A 15,547-nucleotide genomic window follows, 5' to 3' on the forward strand; every position below is an offset into this window, starting at 1 on the left:
GGGGCGACGACGCGCATCGTCGCCTTTCGTCTCATCCCCACCAATCGGCACCAGAGTGGCTTGAATCAGCCAAGCCGCCATTCCTGGCAACGCCGCAGCCTCAGTAGTGCTGACCGTTGCTGTAGTAGCAGCTCTTGACGATGGGCAGCACCTGCACCACCACATAGGTCTGCTCCCCCAGCACCGCTTTCAGGTGGCGGGTGATCAGTGCCGCGGCCGCGTCCTGCAGCTCCTGCGGGCGTTCGAACCAAACCAGCTCGACAAACGGAAAGCCGGCCTCGCGCTCCCCCCCGCGCACCCAGTGGCTGTCGATGCACTCCAGGGTGACAAACTCAGGTTTGCCCCCGGTGAGGGCGCAGAGATCCGTCAGCAGGGGGGTGCTTATCTGCTTGAGGGTGTCGACGGTGACGGCCCGGAAACGAAGGTGGGGCATGGGAAAACCTCTTGGCTGTGACAAATGAGGACTTATCATAGGGGTTATTGTGACGAAGAGAAGCCATCCGCTGACATAAGGTGCCCCATGAGACTCCATCGCCTGCTGCTCCCCTTCCTGCTCTGCTTGCTGCTGCCGCTGAGCGCCTTTGCCGACCCCGCCTTCTATCGGGTCAGCAAGGGCGATCAGCAGCACTGGCTGCTGGGCTCCATCCACGCGGGCAAGCCCTCGCTCTATCCGCTGCCCGACCCCATAGAGCGGGCCTGGCTGCAGAGCCGCGCCCTGGTGCTGGAGGTCGATCTGACCCACATCAGCCAGCAGCAGTGGCAGGAGATGGGGGCCATCACCCGGCTGGTGGACGGCAAGACCCTCAAGGAGCACATACCGCTCGACCTCTACCGGCGCACCATCATCGCCGCCGGCCAGAACGGCCTGACCGAGAACATGCTGGCCCCGCTGCGCCCCTGGTTCGCCGCCATCACCCTCACCCAGGCGGCACTGGAGCGCACCGACTTTCGCAGCGCGCTCGGGGTGGATCAGCACTTCGCCAAACAGGCCACCGACGGCGGCAAGCCCATCATCGGCTTCGAGACCCTGCTCGAGCAGCTCGGCTACCTCGCCAGCGTCGGCGACAACCAGACCCTGATGCTGGAGAGCACCCTGGACGAGCTGCCCGAGCTCGAGCGCGGCTTTGGCGAGGTGATGAAGGCGTGGGAAGAGGGGGACGAGGCGACCCTCATCAACCTGCTCAAATCGGAGATGGCGCCGCCCAAACTGCAGGCCTGGCTGGAGCAGACCCTGCTCGCGGAGCGCAACCACAACTGGCTGAAGAAGTGGTCCACCCTGCCCAACGAGAGTTTCATCGTGGTAGGGGCGCTGCATCTTTACGGCGACCAGGGGCTGCTCGCCCTGCTGGAACAACAGGGCTGGCGCATCACCCCGCTCACCGAGCCGGGCCCGCGCAAGCCTGCCCGCCAATAGGCGCCGACAGGACCACGCTGGCCCCGTCAGGGTCTTGAACTGGGAGGAGGCTCACAGATCCGACTGCCGATTAAATAACCACAATAGGACTTGATCGAGATCATCTCTTTGCTCCCAAAGAGGTATCTATCATGCCTGTCATCAATGGGATGACAGGAGTGCACGAGATGGATTTTTGGATGAACCTGATGTTCGGCAACAGCGTGGGACTGATGTCCATGTTGGTGATTATCGGTACCTTCCTGCTGATCAGTTCCTACGCGGCTTATTTCATCTACAAGGTGATGAACGCCAAGCCGCCGAAAGAGGGCCAATAAGCCTGCGTCAGGCGATCCCCGATCGCCTGATCCCGCCCTCACCTCCCCCTTTGCTCAGGGTCTGAGCAGACCCGCACCACTGCCGCGCCCGCCACTTTCAGATCCGCCCCCGCCCGCTATAATGGCCGCTCATTCCACCTGCGGGGAGCCTGCCGTGTCTCAAAACGACGAACTCTCACTGTTTCGCAATGAAGTGGCCGATGTGCGCCCCATTCGCAACGACCATGTCCGCCTCCAGACGGCCAGCAGCCCGACCGACGCCCAGCTGGCGCGGCGCCAGGCCGCCACCGCCGAACAACTCGCCCTGGATCACCTCAGCATGGAAGCGGTCGAGATGCTCGACCCCCACGCCATCGTCGGCTTCAAGCGTGACGGGGTGCAGGAGGGGGTCTACAAGAAGCTGCGGCTCGGCAAGTACGAGCTGCAGGCGAGCCTGGACCTGCACCAGAAGACCCTGAACGAAGCGCGCCAGAGCCTGGTGCAGTTCATTGCGGATTGCGAACTGCGCGACATCCGCTGCCTGCTGATCCTGCACGGCAAGGGAGAGCGCAGCACACCGCGCGCCCTGCTCAAAAGCTATGTCAGCGCCTGGTTGCCGCAACTGCCGGCGGTGATGGCCATGCACAGCGCCGAGCGTCGCCACGGCGGCGGTGGTGCCCTCTACGTACTGCTGCGCAAGAGCGAGCGCAAGAAGGCGGAGAACCGCGAACGCCACCAGAAGCGGCTCGGCTAGCCAGCGCCCGTCATCTGGTCAGTCATCCTAGGCCAGGGTGGTAAAACGCACGAGGGCAGTGTTAGCATCGATCGGCCCCGAGCATGCCAGGTACGGGGTGTACGCCATCAGGGACGATAACAAGGATAATCCCATGTCATATCAGAAACTTGAACAACATCAGCAACAGCTGCACCGGCTCTCCCACCTCTCCGCCATCTGTGGCTGGGATCAGGCCGCCATGATGCCGGAGGGGGGCAACGAAGCCCGCGCCGAGGCCATGGCCGAACTGGGACTGCTGATCCACCACAAGCGCACCGCCCCCGAGCTGGGCGACTGGATTGCCAAGGCCGAGAGCGAGCCGCTGGACGAAACCCAGCGTGCCAACCTGCGCGAAATCAAGCGCCACTGGCAGGATGCAAGCCTGCTGCCCGGGGATCTCGTGGAGGCGCTGTCGCTCGCCGGCAGCAAGTGTGAGCACGCCTGGCGCCGCCAGCGCAAGGAGAATGACTGGGCCGGCTTTGCCCCGAACCTCGCAGAAGTGGTGAAACTGTCGCGGGAGGTCGCCTCCTTACGTGCCGAGGCGCTCGGGGTGCGCCCCTACGACGCCATGCTGGCGCTCTATGAGCCGGGCATGACCAGCGCCCGGCTCGACGAGATCTTCGGCGATCTGACCGGCTGGCTGCCGAACCTGATCCAGACCGTGAGCGAACAGCAAAAGAGCGAAACCATCCTGATCCCGCAAGGCCCCTTCCCCATCGCCGCCCAGCAGGCGCTCGGCCAGCAGGTGATGGGGCTGCTCGGCTTCGATTTTGCCCATGGCAGGCTCGATGTGAGCAGCCACCCGTTCTGCGGCGGGGTGCCGACCGACGTGCGCATCACCACCCGCTACAACGAGCAGGAGTTCGTCTCCAGCCTGATGGGTATCGTCCACGAAACCGGTCACGCCCGTTACGAGCAGGGCTTGCCGCGCCAGTTGCTGGGCCAGCCAGTGGCCGAGGCCCGCTCCATGGGCATTCACGAGAGCCAGAGCCTGTTCTGCGAGATGCAGCTCGGCCATGATCCCGCCTTCCTGGCGCTGCTGGCGCCGCACATTCGCGCCCACTTCGGCGAGCAGGCGGCGTTGGCGCCGGCAAACCTGGTCAAGCTCTACAACCGGGTCGAGCCCGGCTTTATCCGGGTCGATGCGGACGAGGTGACCTACCCGGCCCACGTCATCCTGCGCTACGAGCTGGAGCGCGATCTGATGGAAGGTCGCATCGAGGTGGCAGACATCCCTGCGCTGTGGGACACCAAGATGCAGCAGTGGCTGGGGCTCTCCACCCAGGGCAACTACCAGAATGGCTGCATGCAGGACATTCACTGGACCGACGGCTCGTTCGGCTACTTCCCGAGCTACACGCTCGGCGCCATGTACGCGGCTCAGCTGCGCTTCGCGCTCGAGCGGGAGCTCGGCAGCATGGGCGAGCTGATCGCGGCGGGCCGCCTGCCGGAGATCTTCGCCTGGCTGGGCCGCCACATCTGGTCCCAGGGCAGCCGCTACAGCACCGACGAGCTGGTCAGCCGCGCCACTGGCGAGGCGCTGAATCCGCACTGGCTGCGCAAACACCTCGAGCAGCGCTATCTGAAATAAGGGGCCGGCGCGCCCGCCAGCAGATAACAAACGGGGCCTCGCGGCCCCGTTTTTCATGGCGGCGTGGCGCCTCAGCGCCCGTCCGACACACCGACGAACTCGCGCAGCTGCAGGATGTTGCCCTCGGGGTCAAACGCATTGCGCACCACGAAACCTGGTCCTGACCACTGCTGCGGCAGCAGGCCTCCGCCGAGATCGGCCGCTTTCGCTTCCGCCCAGTCGAGGCTAGGCACGGTGAAAAACAGCTTGATGGCGCCCTGCTCGCGCAGCTGCGGCGGCGTGGTGATCACCACCAGCTCGGCATAGGGGGCTGGGATCGCGTGCAGCAACAGCTGGATGTCGGCATTTTCCTGCACGATCAGCTCGTCACTCTGGCTGCGGATCTCCATCTGCAGCAGGGTGCGATAAAAGTGGCTCAGCAGGCCGGGATCCCTGGCGTAGATCAGGGCGCCGGCACGTGCGGGTCCTGGCATGGCTCTCTCCTCCTTGGATGTTGTCAGCCCAGATTCGCACACTTGCCCCATCAAACCGATCTGTTTTTCATACCGTGCACGCGGCATCGGTTTTATTTCAATTGCTGTCCGTTTCTGGCTAGTCATCGCCTTCGTTCCTGCTTAGTCTCTCACTCATCCGGGCCGCCGTGCCCACCCCGTTTTCGGCGCAAGGAGCCACCGATGCCAACAGATCCCGCCATGACGATGCCGCCGGCCCCAGAGGATGAGTCAGGCCTGCCGCTCAGCGCCGAGCAGTGCCATGCCGCCCGCCTGGCCCGCGATGCGCGCTTCGACGGCCGCTTCTTTACCGGCGTGCTCTCTACCGGCATCTACTGCCGCCCTGTCTGTCCGGCGCGGCCACCGCACGAGCACAACGTGCGCTACTTCCAAAGCGCCGCCGCAGCGGAGCAGCACGGCCTGCGCCCCTGCCTGCGCTGCCGGCCTGAGCTCGCGCCCGCTGCGCCCGGCGATCTGCCACCGACGCTGGCGCGCCTGCTGGCCCGAATCGATCGCGGCGAACTGGCGGAAGGCTCGCTCACTACCTTGGCAGAACAGGCCGGCATCAGTGAGCGCACGCTGCGCCGCCAGTTCGAGCAGCACCTCGGCGCTTCGCCAAAACAGGTGGAGCAGACGCGCCGGCTGCTGCTCGCCAAGCGGCTGTTGACCGAAACCCGGCTACCCATCACCGACATCGCGTTTGCGGCGGGCTTTGCCAGCATTCGCCGCTTCAACGACGCCTGGCAGCAGGCATACGGGCTGGCGCCGCGGGCGCTGCGTCGTCAGAGCGAGCCAACCGGCGACGCCGCCGCCCTGACGCAGGCTGCGCCACAGAGCGAGGAGGGGGCGATGCTCACGCTGCAACTGCCCTACCGCCCCCCGTACGACGTGGCGGCCATGCTGGCGTTCTACCGGCTGCGCGCCATTCCGGGGCTGGAACGGGTAGATGGCGAGGTGTATGAACGCCTGCACCGGGTCGGCGATCGGCTCGCACGGGTGCGCATCAGCCAGGGCAAGGGGCACAGCCTGCAGCTCAGCGTCCATGATCTGCCGCCCGCCGCGCTGCCTGATCTGCTGTATCGGGTGCGCCGGATGTGGGATCTCGATGCCGACATGCAGCGCATCGGTGCGCGGCTCGGGCAGGATCCGCTGCTGGCACGCCTGCAGGCACGCTGGCCGGGGGTTCGGCTGCCCGCCGGCTGGGACGAGTACGAGGTGATGCTGCGCGCCATCGTCGGCCAGCAAGTGTCGGTCAAGGGGGCCATCACCATACTCGGGCGGCTGGTGGCACGCACCGAGGCGCAATTCGGGGTGGCGCAGTTGCCCACCCCCACCCAGCTGTGCGAGCTGAACCTGGACGGTATCGGCATGCCCGGCAGCCGGATCAGAACGCTGCAGGGGCTGGCACAGGCGCTGGCCAGCGGCGAGTTGAGCTTGACCTGCGCCAGCGATGAGCAACTACTGGCGCTGCCCGGCATCGGCCCCTGGACGGTCGCCTACTGGCGGCTGCGCTGCGGACTGGATCCGGATGCCTTCCCCGCCTCGGATCTGGTATTGCAAAAAGCGCTGGGGGGCGGCACCAAGTTGCCGGTGAAGGAGGTACTGGCCCACAGCGAAGGGTGGCGGCCTTGGCGCGGCTACGCGGCGAGCTGGCTGTGGCATGCCATGAGCGAGCAGCCAGCACTGTTGACCAAGTCGGCACCAGGCCGCACATCAAGCGACAACCAAGCAGAGGAGACAACCCCATGATCCGCTACGATATCTTGCCCAGCCGCTGCGGCGATCTGCTGGTGGCCATCGACGAGCGCGGCCTGTTGCACGTGGGCTTTGTAGCGGGGCTGCGCGCACTGCCCGAGATGCGCGACTGGCAACAGGACAAGACGGCGCTGGCCCCTTTTCTCGCGCAATTTGAGGCCTACTTTGCCGGCCGCCTGCAACACTTCACCCTGCCGCTCGCACCAAGAGGCACGGCGTTTCAGCAAGTGGTCTGGCAGGCGCTGTGCGACATCCCCTACGGCGAGACCCGCAGTTACGGCGACATCGCCCGCGCCATCGGCAAGCCCAATGCGGTGCGGGCAGTGGGGGCTGCCAACGGCCGCAACCCGCTCTCGATCATCATTCCGTGCCATCGGGTGATCGGCCAGAACGGCAGCCTGACCGGCTATGCGGGGGGACTGGAGATTAAAAAGGCGTTGCTGCAACTGGAGAATATCAGTGAAAGATAATGTAATGCCTATAAGCCATAGACACTATCTATCATAAAATAATATCCACCGCAGATTTACGATTTCATCGATTTTTCTAACCCGAGTATAGTGGCAGAACCATATTTATTAAGGAGAGATTAAATATGGAGCAGCTACTATCTGCCTTTAGACAAGGCAATGTCATTCTTTTTGTGGGGGCCGGGGTATCGATGAACCTTGGTCTTCCATCATGGTCAACCCTGCTCGACAAGATCGCCAAGGATCTGGGCTATGAGCCTGAAATATACAAGTCTTTTGGCGATCACTATGCGCTGGCAGAATATTATCGTTTACAAAAAGGCAGCATAGGCCCTTTAAGAAGCTGGATGGACAGAGTTTGGCATTCGCCTGACATTGATATTTCAACGTCCAAAGTCCATGAATACATTGCCAAAGCTAACTTTCCGATAATATACACCACCAACTATGACCGCTGGATAGAGCATGCCCTCGCATATTATGGCAAGCCATTTACCAAAATCGCATCGGTATCAGACTTTACCAGGATCAAAAGTGACAAGGTACAAGTTGTAAAATTTCATGGTGATTTTGATGATGACAAGTCCATTGTCATTGATGAGACCAGCTATTTTGAGCGGCTTGAATTCGAAACACCACTGGATATAAAACTGCGTTCGGATGTGCTGGGTAAATCAGTGCTGTTTATCGGGTATAGTTTGGCCGATATCAACCTGCGGCTTTTATTTTACAAACTTTCCAAATTATGGAAAGCCAACCGGGCGGGTGATGCCCAGCCGAAATCGTATATTTTCTCGGCCAGGTCGAATCCGGTACAAGAGGCCGTCCTTGAGCAATGGGGGATCAGCATGATCTCATCTGAAAAAGAGAACCCAGGAGAGGCATTAGAGGCGTTTCTGAATAAATTCCAATAATTGAAAATCTTGAAGGCACCTCCCCGCACCGGCAATCCAGCAGGGGCGCCATCCCTGTACATGCTGCTCGCACCAAGCTTGCTCTGTGCAGTATCGAAGGGGCTGTGCGGCCACCTCACCACCTCCGATAACACTCTCCATGGGTATCAACCCACAAGCCGATGCCTGTTCCTCTGCCCAGCCCTGTTTTAGCCGCAATGTGCGCCCAGAACGCCCGAGCCGTCTACCTCATACAACTTCCTCTGCGCCGGCACCACGGGCCCATCGACCACAGGACGCACGTTGGACAGCCGCCATGCAAAGTAACCCGGCTCCCAGCCCCCGGAGCAGGCGGCCAACACCTCATCGGGTTGCCACTCATGGGCCTCCTCGATATCAACCAGGGCGACCGCTCGACCGGCCGGATCCACAGGATGATCGGCGCTGAGGTATCGGCCATTTTCAACGATCAGCAGGTCGCGAATGGGCAGTGAGGGAGGCAACCACGAGCGAGCCTCGAGCGTCTTCTTGCCCGAAGCAATATTGGCGCCATGGGGCGCCACGATGGAGAGTGCGAGCATAGGTCCTTCCTTGCAGCTTGCTGGGGATCCCTGGCACAGGATGATAACTCAAGGCAAAACGGGTCACACAACCCCAGCCATGTGCATGGAACCTGGCGGCATCGTGCTCCTCAGCGTTTCAAACTCCCCATCACGTGCATTTCACAGCGGTGACAATCAAACCGCAGGCGGAAGGTGTCCTTGCCCATCTTGAGCTCCAGTGGCTCGGCCTTGAGGCCCGGCACCTCGTTCGGGCAGAGGTTCTGGCTGTAACGGATACAGTGTTTGGTGATCATCAGCACCACTTCCCGCTCCTCCTTGTTCGTCTCATAGGCGGGGGCGATGCGCTCCACCCCGTGCTCGCGGAAGAACTGCTCGGCCGCGCTGTTCAGCACGTTGCCAAGGTAGGAGAGACGGTGCTGGGGATAATGGATATCCCGCAGGGCGATGCGCCGCTCGGGGCGCTGGTAGCCGGCCAGACGGGCAGCCTCCAGCGCGGCGATGCCATCCCGGCGCAAACCGTTGAGCATGGATGCGGCAATGAATAGCGGGTGAGTAAACGCCAACTCAACCTTGCGCGCCACGAACAGGGTATTGCCGAGTTTGCCGAGCTGATCGCGCGCCTGTTGCAGTGCCCGTTCCGGGTTGTCGGCCGGCTGTTTGTCACAGGGGAGCGTGACGGCGGCGCTGATGCCCTGCTCATCGGTGAGCGTGAGGCGCAATCCCTCATCACACTCTGCCAGCACCATATCGACCCGGATGCGGCGATCGGCGCTCGCCTTCTCCAGCACCTTGCTGAACGCCTGATCGTGGTTGCGGTAGATTTCTGTGCCCACCTTCAAGCCAGGCATACGCTCTGACAGGAGTAACTGCTTACCTTCTACTTTGTTCAGGCGCATCCCCACCAGCTCGTTGTTCGGCTTGAAGAAGCCAAGGCCATCGCCGTTGTTGAGGGTGACCTGCTTGCCGTCGATCTCGATGCCATCCCTGGTGATACTGGTGACCCGGCCCAGCGGCTCGCCCACGTATTTCGGGCTCTGGGTGGAGTCGATCCCGGGCTTGCGACCATGGAGGAAGTAATCGGTGCTGCCGCGGTTGAAGCTCTTTTTCGGATCCGGCGTGAAGCTGTAGCTGCAGCGGCCGGCTGAGGAGGCCACCAGATCGCTGCGGCGCTCCAGAATGGCGTCGAGCTTCTGCCGATACCAGGCGGTGACGTTCTTGACGTAGTCGAGCCCCTTGAGGCGCCCCTCGATTTTGAACGAGCGGATCCCCGCTTCGATCAGCGCCTCCAGGTTGTCGGTCTGATCCATATCCTTGAGGGAGAGCAGGTGGCTGTCAGCCACCAGCACCTCGCCATCCGGCTTTTGCAGCGAGCAAGGCAGCCGACAGAGCTGGGCACATTCGCCGCGGTTGGCGCTGCGGCCGGTCCGGGCGTGGCTGATGTTGCACTGACCGCTGTAGGAGACGCAGAGCGCACCGTGGATAAAGAACTCCAGCTGCACATTGGTGGCCGCACTGATCTCGCGGATCTGCGCAAGGGACAGCTCGCGCGCCAGCACCACCTGGGAGAAGCCCACATCCTGCAGAAACTTCACCTTCTCCGGGGTGCGGTTATCGGTCTGGGTACTGGCGTGCAGCGCGATGGGGGGCAGGTCGAGCGCCAGCAGCCCCATGTCCTGCACGATCAGCGCATCGGCCCCCGCTTCGTAGATCTGGTAGGTCAGCCGCCGGGCCTGCTCCAGCTCGTGATCGTGCAGCAGGGTGTTGAAGGCGACGAAGACCTGGGCGCCGAAGCGGTGGGCATGGCGCGCCAGCGCTTCGATATCCTCTATGCTGTTGCCTGCCGCGCTGCGGGCACCAAAGGCGGGGCCGCCCATGTAGATGGCATCGGCACCGTGATTGATGGCTTCGATGCCGTAGGCGAGGTTCTTGGCCGGAGCCAGCAGCTCCAACCGGTTGTGGTGGCTTAACGGGTGCTTGTTCTGGTGCATGGTCTCGGGATCAGGGCGGACAGCAAATGGGCGCCACTCTAGGACATTGCCACCCTCCCCGCCTTGATCCCGCTTAAGATCACCGCAAAATACAGGATTGGATCAGAGCACCACCTTCAGGGCCAGCCCCAGCAGCACCAGACCGCTCACCTTGTCGATGACGAAGGACTTGGCCTTGAGCCAGGCCAGCACGGGACCACGAGAGAGCACCAGCGCCACCAGCACATACCAGATCGCATCTATGCCACCGGCGGTGAGCATCATGATGCCCCCCTCGCGCCAGCCGGTGTCGGCATGCACAAACTGACTGAACAGGGCGATGAAGAAGACCGCGAGCTGGGGGTTGAGAAAGGCCACCATAAAGCCTTCGAAAGCGCCTTGCCGACCGCGCAGCTGGTGCACCTCTTCGCTCACCTCCCCCTTGACGGGCTTGGCCAGCAACGCCTTGACCCCAAGCCAGGCGAGAAACGCGGCGCCACCGTAGCGAATTACGTCAAACAACAGCGGGGTCTGGGTGATCAGGATGGCGAGGCCCAAAGCCGTTATCAGCGCATAGATGCCCACCCCGAGGCCGTGGCCAAGGGCGGTGGCCACACCGTGCCCCTGCCCTCCCTGCACCGTGTTGCGGATGATCAGTGCCAGGCTCGGCCCCGGGCTGATGGCGCCCATCACGCAGATTGCGGCCAGAGCCAGCCAACTCGTCAATTCCATGGTGTTCCTTGTCTCAAGCGGAAGATGAATGTCTGCGCTCAGGGTAAAGGGCCCCTGGTTATGCCAGAAGTGAAAGTTGGGAATAGAACCCATAGCCAATGGCTATAGGCCAACACAAGCGTCTGTTGCTAGCGGGGCGGGTTCAACACCTTGCGGCTCGCCGCCACCGTGCGCTGCAGGTGCTCGCGCAGGAAGGGATAGGCCAGTTCGCGAAACCACTTGTGGGCCGGATCCTGATGGTGGCGCTGATGCCACAGCAGATGATACTGCTGGGTGCGGCTGACAAACGGCAGATCGCAAAAATGCAGGGCGTGCTCACAGGATAGCTGCCAGGCGATGTGAGCCGGGGTGGTCAGCAGGCAGTCGGTGCGCAGCAACACCTCCACCGCCGCCTGAAAGAAGGGCACCCGGGCAAACCAACGCCGACTCAGCCCCTGGGGTGCCAGCACCTGCTCCACCGGGCTGTCCTTGTCGCCCCCGCCGCTCACCTGCAAATGGGGCCAGGCGAGGTAGTCATCCAGACTCAGCGAGCGCCCCGCCAACGGATGGTGGCTACCCATCAACACCACCAGCCGATCTTCCCCCTGATGCAGGCCGCGGATCTGATCCGGCACCAGTTCGGTGATGGTGGAGACCATGTCCAGCTCGGATTGCCACAGTTGCGGCAGCAGGCGCTTGTCCCACAGGCTGTACTCCAGCGCCGCCAGCGGCGCCTCCCTGGCCAGCGCCGCGCAGATGTCCGGCAGGATATGCTGGGCCACGTAATCGGAAGAGGCGAGCCGGAACACCCGCTCGCAGCGACTCGGGTCAAAACCGGGAGCCTCGTAGAGTCGCTCCAGCGCACCGAGGGAGTCCGCCAGCTGGGCAGCCAGCGCCTCGGCCCGTGGCGTCAGCAGCCAGCGCTGCCCCTCCCGCACCAGCAGCTCGTCGCCAAACTCGCTGCGCAGCTGGCCAAGCTGCTTGCTGATGGAAGGCTGGCTCAGGTGCAGCAGCTCCGCCGCCCGGCTGATGTTGCGGGTCTCCAGCAACACCTTGAGGGTGGGTAGCAGGTTGAGATTGGCTTTGTGCAAGGGGTGGTTCCATCCAGTGGCGAAAGCCCTATCTTAGGGCAGCCAAGCCCTGTGGTTTAAGCGAAATTTCCCGCCGGCCCCCGCAACCTGGCGTGACCCTGCAGCCAGATAACCATGACCACAAGATGACAGTGGTTGCCCCGTGCGGCATAATTGCGCGATTTTCCGCCCGCGGGCGATCCACTTGAGAAGCGGTAACAAGATGAAATACGCCAATATCACAGGCTGGGGCAAATGCCTGCCTCCCTCCGTACTGACCAACGACGACCTCAGCACCATCATGGATACGTCGGATGAGTGGATCTACCCGCGCACCGGCATCAAGGCTCGCCGCATCTCCCATGTCAGCACCTCCGATCTGGCCACCCTGGCCGGCCGTCGTGCGCTGGCCTGCGCCGGGCTGGAAGCCAGCGACCTCGATGGCATCATCCTGGCCACCGCCACGCCGGACAACCTGCTGCCGAGCGCCGCCTCCGCGGTGCAGAAGAAGCTGGGCGCCACCAATGCCGCCGTGTTCGACCTCAACGCCGCCTGCACCGGTTTCGTCTACTCCCTCTCGGTCGCCACCTCGCTGGTACAGACCGGCATGATGAAGAAGGTGCTGGTGATCGGCGCCGAGCGACTCACCTATCTGCTGGACTGGGCCCGTCGCGATACCGCTGTGCTGTTTGGCGACGGCGCTGGCGCCGTGGTGATCGAAGCGAGCGAGCAGGAGAGCGGTCTCATCGCCAACAAGCTGGGTTGTGACAGCGAGGCACGCGAGATCCTGCACGTGCCGAACTTCGGTACCGACCGGGTGCGTTTTGCCGACATCGACGGCCTCTTCACCTTCAATTTCGAAGGCCAGGAGATCTTCAAGCGGGCCGTACGCGGCATGGGCGAAGCCACCAACACGGTACTGGCACAGGCCGGCATCGCACCGGAGCAGATCGATCTGATCGTGCCGCACCAGGCCAACATCCGCATCATCGAGACCCTAGCCAAGCGCATGAACGCGCCGATGGAGAAGGTGATGGTCAACATCGAGCACTACGGCAACACCTCCGCCGCCACCGTGCCCATCGCCCTGTGCGAGGCACTGGAACAGGGCCGCGTCCAGCCGAACAGCTATCTGCTGACCGCCGCCTTCGGTGCCGGCCTGACCTGGGGCGCCGCCATCATCAAGTGGGGCGATCGCGTGACACCCATCAAGGCGTGCGAGGCCGAACTGCCGCCGTGCGACAAGAGCGCGCTCGAACTCATCGCCCATGCAGTGGAAGGGTGCCAGAAGGCCCACGCCAACGAGGCATAAGCCGCCCGCACAACGCCGAGAGCCTGCCATATGCAGGCTCTTTTTCGTTCTCCCCTCCTTCCTTATTGTGCAGATACGCCATTCCCCGCCAGCAAGGGGCTGCAAGCTGCCAAGCGTCCCCTCCATATTCCATTTTTCTCAGTAACCCCAAGCAAGAAAGAGCAATTTGTAACCAGGCGATTTTTTTGCGCTAACCTTACTGAGTTATTGATAATTAGCGGGTTGCGCTTGGCTCATTCAGTCTGACTGAAATGACGGCTCACCCTCTTCACATTCAAGAGCAGGGGCGAGTTTGCGTATGACAGACAACACACGGGCACACACCTTAGCCTTCTGGGAGCCGGTCAGCTGGGCTTGCGGCCTTGGCCTGGGCCTGTTCAGCACCCTGCTGTTGCTGCTCGCGGGCAGCCCCCTCCCTTATCTGCTGGCCAATCTGGCGGCTGCACTGGCCGCCACCCTCTGGAGCGCCCGCCACTACCACGCCAAACCCGCCGACAAAGAGAGTGAGGCGAAGCAAACCCACCCATTTGCCGATAACGGACTCAACCACTCCATCATCGGGCTCGAGCAGGTATGTGAAAAAGCGGTGCCTATCTGGTCGCAACAGATTGAAAACTCTCGCCAGCAAACCGAAGGAGCCATGATCGACCTCACCCAGCGCTTCGCCGGCCTGACCACCAAACTGGAAGAGGCGGTCGCCGCCTCCCACCATGCCGCCGGCGATCTGGGTGGTGAAAAATCGGCCGGCATGGCCTCCGTGCTGGCCCAGAGTCAGGCCCAGCTCAATCAGGTCATCACCATCATGCACTCCACCCAGGCCAACCGCGATGCCATGCTGGCGGAGATCAAGACGCTCACCGCCTACACCATAGAGCTCAACACCATGGCGCTCGACGTGGCCAAGATAGCCTCCCAGACCAACCTGCTGGCCCTCAACGCCGCCATCGAAGCGGCTCGGGCCGGTGAGGCTGGTCGTGGCTTCGCCGTGGTGGCTGACGAGGTGCGCACCCTGTCGCGCCTCTCCAGCGAGACCGCCCAGAAGATGACCGACAAGGTTGACACCATCAATGCCGGCATCGGCCGCGCCTTCCAGATTGCCGAGAGCGCGGCCGGGCGCGACCAGGTTGCCGTCAGCGATGCCGAACACGCCATCGAGCAGGTACTGGAACGCTTTCGGATGGCCACCACTAGCCTGGCAGAATCCGCAGCCCTGTTGCAGAGCGAGAGCAGCGGGATCCATCGCGAGATCTCCGATGTCATCGTTTCGTTACAGTTCCAGGATAGGGTCAGTCAAATCCTCAGCCATGTGCGTCAAAACATGGACAGCCTCAACGACCACCTGGTCTCGTCACGCAACAGAACACACCAGTCAGGCCCCATCCGGATCGATGCGGAGAGCTGGTTGGCGGACATGGAGCTCTCATACGCCACCGATGAACAACGCAACATTCATCATGGTCGCCAGCACCAGGCGGCAACCCCATCCAGCAATGCTGATGTCACTTTTTTCTAGGAGAGATATATGCCCAAAACAGTCCTGATCGTGGATGACTCGGCCACCATACGCCAGGTCGTCGGCATGACACTCAAGGGAGCCGGTTACGAGGTGATGGAGGCCAGTGACGGCAAGGATGCCCTCAAAAAGCTCGACGGCAAGAAGATCAACCTCATCATCAGTGACGTCAACATGCCGAACATGGACGGCATCAGTTTCGTCAAGGAGGCCAAGAAGCTGGCCAGCTACAAGTTCACTCCGGTGATCATGCTGACGACAGAGTCCCAGGACAGCAAGAAGCAGGAGGGACAGACCGCTGGAGCCAAGGCCTGGGTGGTCAAGCCGTTCCAGCCGGATCAGATGCTGGCTGCCGTGGCCAAGCTCATCATGCCCTGAGCCGGGAGGCGTTCATGCCGCTGCAAATCGAAACGGGTGAGCACAAGTGTGTCGTGACCATCTCGGGCGAGATGACCATCTACACAGCAGCCGAGCTGAAACAGGCGCTAACACCCCTGCTCTATCGCCAGCAGGAGCTGGAACTGGATCTCTCCCAGGTCAGCGAAATGGACAGCGCCGGTTTGCAGCTGCTGCTGGCGGCCAAGAAGACGGCGCAGCAGGGAGGCTATCCGCTGCATCTGGTCATGCACAGCCATGCCGTGCTAGATGCCCTTGAGCTGTGCCAGCTGGCGGCCTTCTTCGGTGATCCCACCCTCATTCCCCACGCCGATCACGCCTAACCGGTTC

At 62.4% G+C, this 15,547-nt stretch carries 17 protein-coding genes; 11 read left to right on the forward strand and 6 right to left on the reverse strand.

What is annotated here, in order from left to right:
- Positions 1 to 100: 100 nt before the first annotated feature.
- The gene (locus AB5Y94_RS00880; RefSeq protein WP_368204492.1) at positions 101 to 433 is read right to left on the reverse strand and encodes a DUF1904 family protein; all 333 of its coding nucleotides are present in this window, start codon (positions 431 to 433) and stop codon (positions 101 to 103) included.
- Positions 434 to 520: 87 nt separating this feature from the next.
- On the opposite strand from AB5Y94_RS00880, the gene AB5Y94_RS00885 reads away from it, so the two are divergent.
- The 4 genes from AB5Y94_RS00885 (at position 521) to AB5Y94_RS00900 (ending at position 4,076) form a co-directional block, all read left to right on the forward strand.
- Positions 521 to 1,414, forward strand: coding sequence for a TraB/GumN family protein (locus AB5Y94_RS00885; RefSeq protein WP_139398224.1), 894 nt, complete (start codon positions 521 to 523; stop codon positions 1,412 to 1,414).
- 167 nt (positions 1,415 to 1,581) lie between these two features.
- A complete protein-coding gene (locus AB5Y94_RS00890; RefSeq protein WP_010634864.1) occupies positions 1,582 to 1,731 on the forward strand; it encodes a DUF3149 domain-containing protein in 150 nt (49 codons plus the stop codon).
- Between the two features lie 154 nt (positions 1,732 to 1,885).
- Positions 1,886 to 2,464 carry a DNA endonuclease SmrA gene (gene smrA / locus AB5Y94_RS00895; RefSeq protein WP_010634865.1) on the forward strand — a complete coding sequence of 193 codons (579 nt, stop codon included), beginning with the start codon at positions 1,886 to 1,888 and terminating at the stop codon, positions 2,462 to 2,464.
- 133 nt (positions 2,465 to 2,597) lie between these two features.
- Positions 2,598 to 4,076 (forward strand): carboxypeptidase M32, encoded by a 1,479-nt coding sequence (locus AB5Y94_RS00900; protein WP_368204494.1) that lies wholly within the window; start codon positions 2,598 to 2,600, stop codon positions 4,074 to 4,076.
- Positions 4,077 to 4,147: 71 nt separating this feature from the next.
- On the opposite strand, the gene AB5Y94_RS00905 is transcribed toward AB5Y94_RS00900, so the two are convergent.
- Positions 4,148 to 4,549: a VOC family protein gene (locus AB5Y94_RS00905; RefSeq protein ID WP_368204495.1), complete on the reverse strand. Its 402-nt coding sequence runs from the start codon at positions 4,547 to 4,549 to the stop codon at positions 4,148 to 4,150.
- Positions 4,550 to 4,750: 201 nt separating this feature from the next.
- Here AB5Y94_RS00905 and AB5Y94_RS00910 point away from each other — a divergent pair, with 201 nt between their 5' ends.
- The 3 genes from AB5Y94_RS00910 (at position 4,751) to AB5Y94_RS00920 (ending at position 7,706) form a co-directional block, all read left to right on the forward strand.
- The gene (locus AB5Y94_RS00910) at positions 4,751 to 6,316 is read left to right on the forward strand and encodes an AlkA N-terminal domain-containing protein (RefSeq protein WP_368204497.1); all 1,566 of its coding nucleotides are present in this window, start codon (positions 4,751 to 4,753) and stop codon (positions 6,314 to 6,316) included.
- Entirely contained in the window at positions 6,313 to 6,792 is a 480-nt protein-coding gene (locus AB5Y94_RS00915; RefSeq protein ID WP_368204498.1) for a methylated-DNA--[protein]-cysteine S-methyltransferase, read from the forward strand. Before AB5Y94_RS00910 ends, AB5Y94_RS00915 begins: the two co-directional genes overlap by 4 nt.
- A gap of 125 nt (positions 6,793 to 6,917) precedes the next feature.
- On the forward strand, positions 6,918 to 7,706 hold the full coding sequence (locus AB5Y94_RS00920) for an SIR2 family protein (RefSeq protein ID WP_017779188.1): 789 nt from the start codon (positions 6,918 to 6,920) through the stop codon (positions 7,704 to 7,706).
- A 188-nt stretch (positions 7,707 to 7,894) separates the two neighbouring features.
- Here AB5Y94_RS00920 and AB5Y94_RS00925 read toward each other — a convergent pair whose 3' ends face one another.
- The 4 genes from AB5Y94_RS00925 to AB5Y94_RS00940 form a co-directional block, all read right to left on the reverse strand.
- Complete coding sequence (locus AB5Y94_RS00925) at positions 7,895 to 8,266, reverse strand: ASCH domain-containing protein (RefSeq protein ID WP_368204499.1); 372 nt, start codon at positions 8,264 to 8,266, stop codon at positions 7,895 to 7,897.
- Positions 8,267 to 8,376: 110 nt separating this feature from the next.
- Positions 8,377 to 10,236 carry a U32 family peptidase gene (locus AB5Y94_RS00930; RefSeq protein ID WP_368204500.1) on the reverse strand — a complete coding sequence of 620 codons (1,860 nt, stop codon included), beginning with the start codon at positions 10,234 to 10,236 and terminating at the stop codon, positions 8,377 to 8,379.
- 102 nt (positions 10,237 to 10,338) lie between these two features.
- Positions 10,339 to 10,947 carry a LysE family translocator gene (locus AB5Y94_RS00935; protein WP_368204501.1) on the reverse strand — a complete coding sequence of 203 codons (609 nt, stop codon included), beginning with the start codon at positions 10,945 to 10,947 and terminating at the stop codon, positions 10,339 to 10,341.
- Between the two features lie 128 nt (positions 10,948 to 11,075).
- Complete coding sequence (locus AB5Y94_RS00940; RefSeq protein WP_017782062.1) at positions 11,076 to 12,017, reverse strand: LysR family transcriptional regulator; 942 nt, start codon at positions 12,015 to 12,017, stop codon at positions 11,076 to 11,078.
- Between the two features lie 202 nt (positions 12,018 to 12,219).
- Here AB5Y94_RS00940 and AB5Y94_RS00945 point away from each other — a divergent pair, with 202 nt between their 5' ends.
- The 4 genes from AB5Y94_RS00945 to AB5Y94_RS00960 all read left to right on the forward strand — a co-directional run bounded on the left by AB5Y94_RS00945 (position 12,220) and on the right by AB5Y94_RS00960 (position 15,540).
- On the forward strand, positions 12,220 to 13,308 hold the full coding sequence (locus tag AB5Y94_RS00945; RefSeq protein ID WP_017763914.1) for a ketoacyl-ACP synthase III: 1,089 nt from the start codon (positions 12,220 to 12,222) through the stop codon (positions 13,306 to 13,308).
- A 298-nt stretch (positions 13,309 to 13,606) separates the two neighbouring features.
- Positions 13,607 to 14,821, forward strand: a complete 1,215-nt coding sequence (locus tag AB5Y94_RS00950) for a methyl-accepting chemotaxis protein (protein WP_024943069.1) — start codon at positions 13,607 to 13,609, stop codon at positions 14,819 to 14,821.
- A gap of 9 nt (positions 14,822 to 14,830) precedes the next feature.
- The gene (locus AB5Y94_RS00955; protein ID WP_368204502.1) at positions 14,831 to 15,199 is read left to right on the forward strand and encodes a response regulator; all 369 of its coding nucleotides are present in this window, start codon (positions 14,831 to 14,833) and stop codon (positions 15,197 to 15,199) included.
- A 14-nt stretch (positions 15,200 to 15,213) separates the two neighbouring features.
- Complete coding sequence (locus AB5Y94_RS00960) at positions 15,214 to 15,540, forward strand: STAS domain-containing protein (protein WP_010634876.1); 327 nt, start codon at positions 15,214 to 15,216, stop codon at positions 15,538 to 15,540.
- The last annotated feature ends 7 nt before the right edge of the window (positions 15,541 to 15,547 follow it).

Source organism: Aeromonas sp. s5 (assembly GCF_040907865.1).
GTDB classification, from domain to species: domain Bacteria; phylum Pseudomonadota; class Gammaproteobacteria; order Enterobacterales; family Aeromonadaceae; genus Aeromonas; species Aeromonas dhakensis.

Bases quoted from the DNA above. Each gene is read 5' to 3' on its own strand.
- AB5Y94_RS00880 (WP_368204492.1), bottom strand. From the start codon at position 433: ATGCCCCACCTTCGTTTCCGGGCCGTCACCGTCGACACCCTCAAGCAG.
- AB5Y94_RS00885 (WP_139398224.1), top strand. From the start codon at position 521: ATGAGACTCCATCGCCTGCTGCTCCCCTTCCTGCTCTGCTTGCTGCTG.
- AB5Y94_RS00890 (WP_010634864.1), top strand. From the start codon at position 1,582: ATGGATTTTTGGATGAACCTGATGTTCGGCAACAGCGTGGGACTGATG.
- AB5Y94_RS00900 (WP_368204494.1), top strand. From the start codon at position 2,598: ATGTCATATCAGAAACTTGAACAACATCAGCAACAGCTGCACCGGCTC.
- AB5Y94_RS00905 (WP_368204495.1), bottom strand. From the start codon at position 4,549: ATGCCAGGACCCGCACGTGCCGGCGCCCTGATCTACGCCAGGGATCCC.
- AB5Y94_RS00910 (WP_368204497.1), top strand. From the start codon at position 4,751: ATGCCAACAGATCCCGCCATGACGATGCCGCCGGCCCCAGAGGATGAG.
- AB5Y94_RS00915 (WP_368204498.1), top strand. From the start codon at position 6,313: ATGATCCGCTACGATATCTTGCCCAGCCGCTGCGGCGATCTGCTGGTG.
- AB5Y94_RS00920 (WP_017779188.1), top strand. From the start codon at position 6,918: ATGGAGCAGCTACTATCTGCCTTTAGACAAGGCAATGTCATTCTTTTT.
- AB5Y94_RS00925 (WP_368204499.1), bottom strand. From the start codon at position 8,266: ATGCTCGCACTCTCCATCGTGGCGCCCCATGGCGCCAATATTGCTTCG.
- AB5Y94_RS00930 (WP_368204500.1), bottom strand. From the start codon at position 10,236: ATGCACCAGAACAAGCACCCGTTAAGCCACCACAACCGGTTGGAGCTG.
- AB5Y94_RS00935 (WP_368204501.1), bottom strand. From the start codon at position 10,947: ATGGAATTGACGAGTTGGCTGGCTCTGGCCGCAATCTGCGTGATGGGC.
- AB5Y94_RS00945 (WP_017763914.1), top strand. From the start codon at position 12,220: ATGAAATACGCCAATATCACAGGCTGGGGCAAATGCCTGCCTCCCTCC.
- AB5Y94_RS00950 (WP_024943069.1), top strand. From the start codon at position 13,607: ATGACAGACAACACACGGGCACACACCTTAGCCTTCTGGGAGCCGGTC.
- AB5Y94_RS00955 (WP_368204502.1), top strand. From the start codon at position 14,831: ATGCCCAAAACAGTCCTGATCGTGGATGACTCGGCCACCATACGCCAG.
- AB5Y94_RS00960 (WP_010634876.1), top strand. From the start codon at position 15,214: ATGCCGCTGCAAATCGAAACGGGTGAGCACAAGTGTGTCGTGACCATC.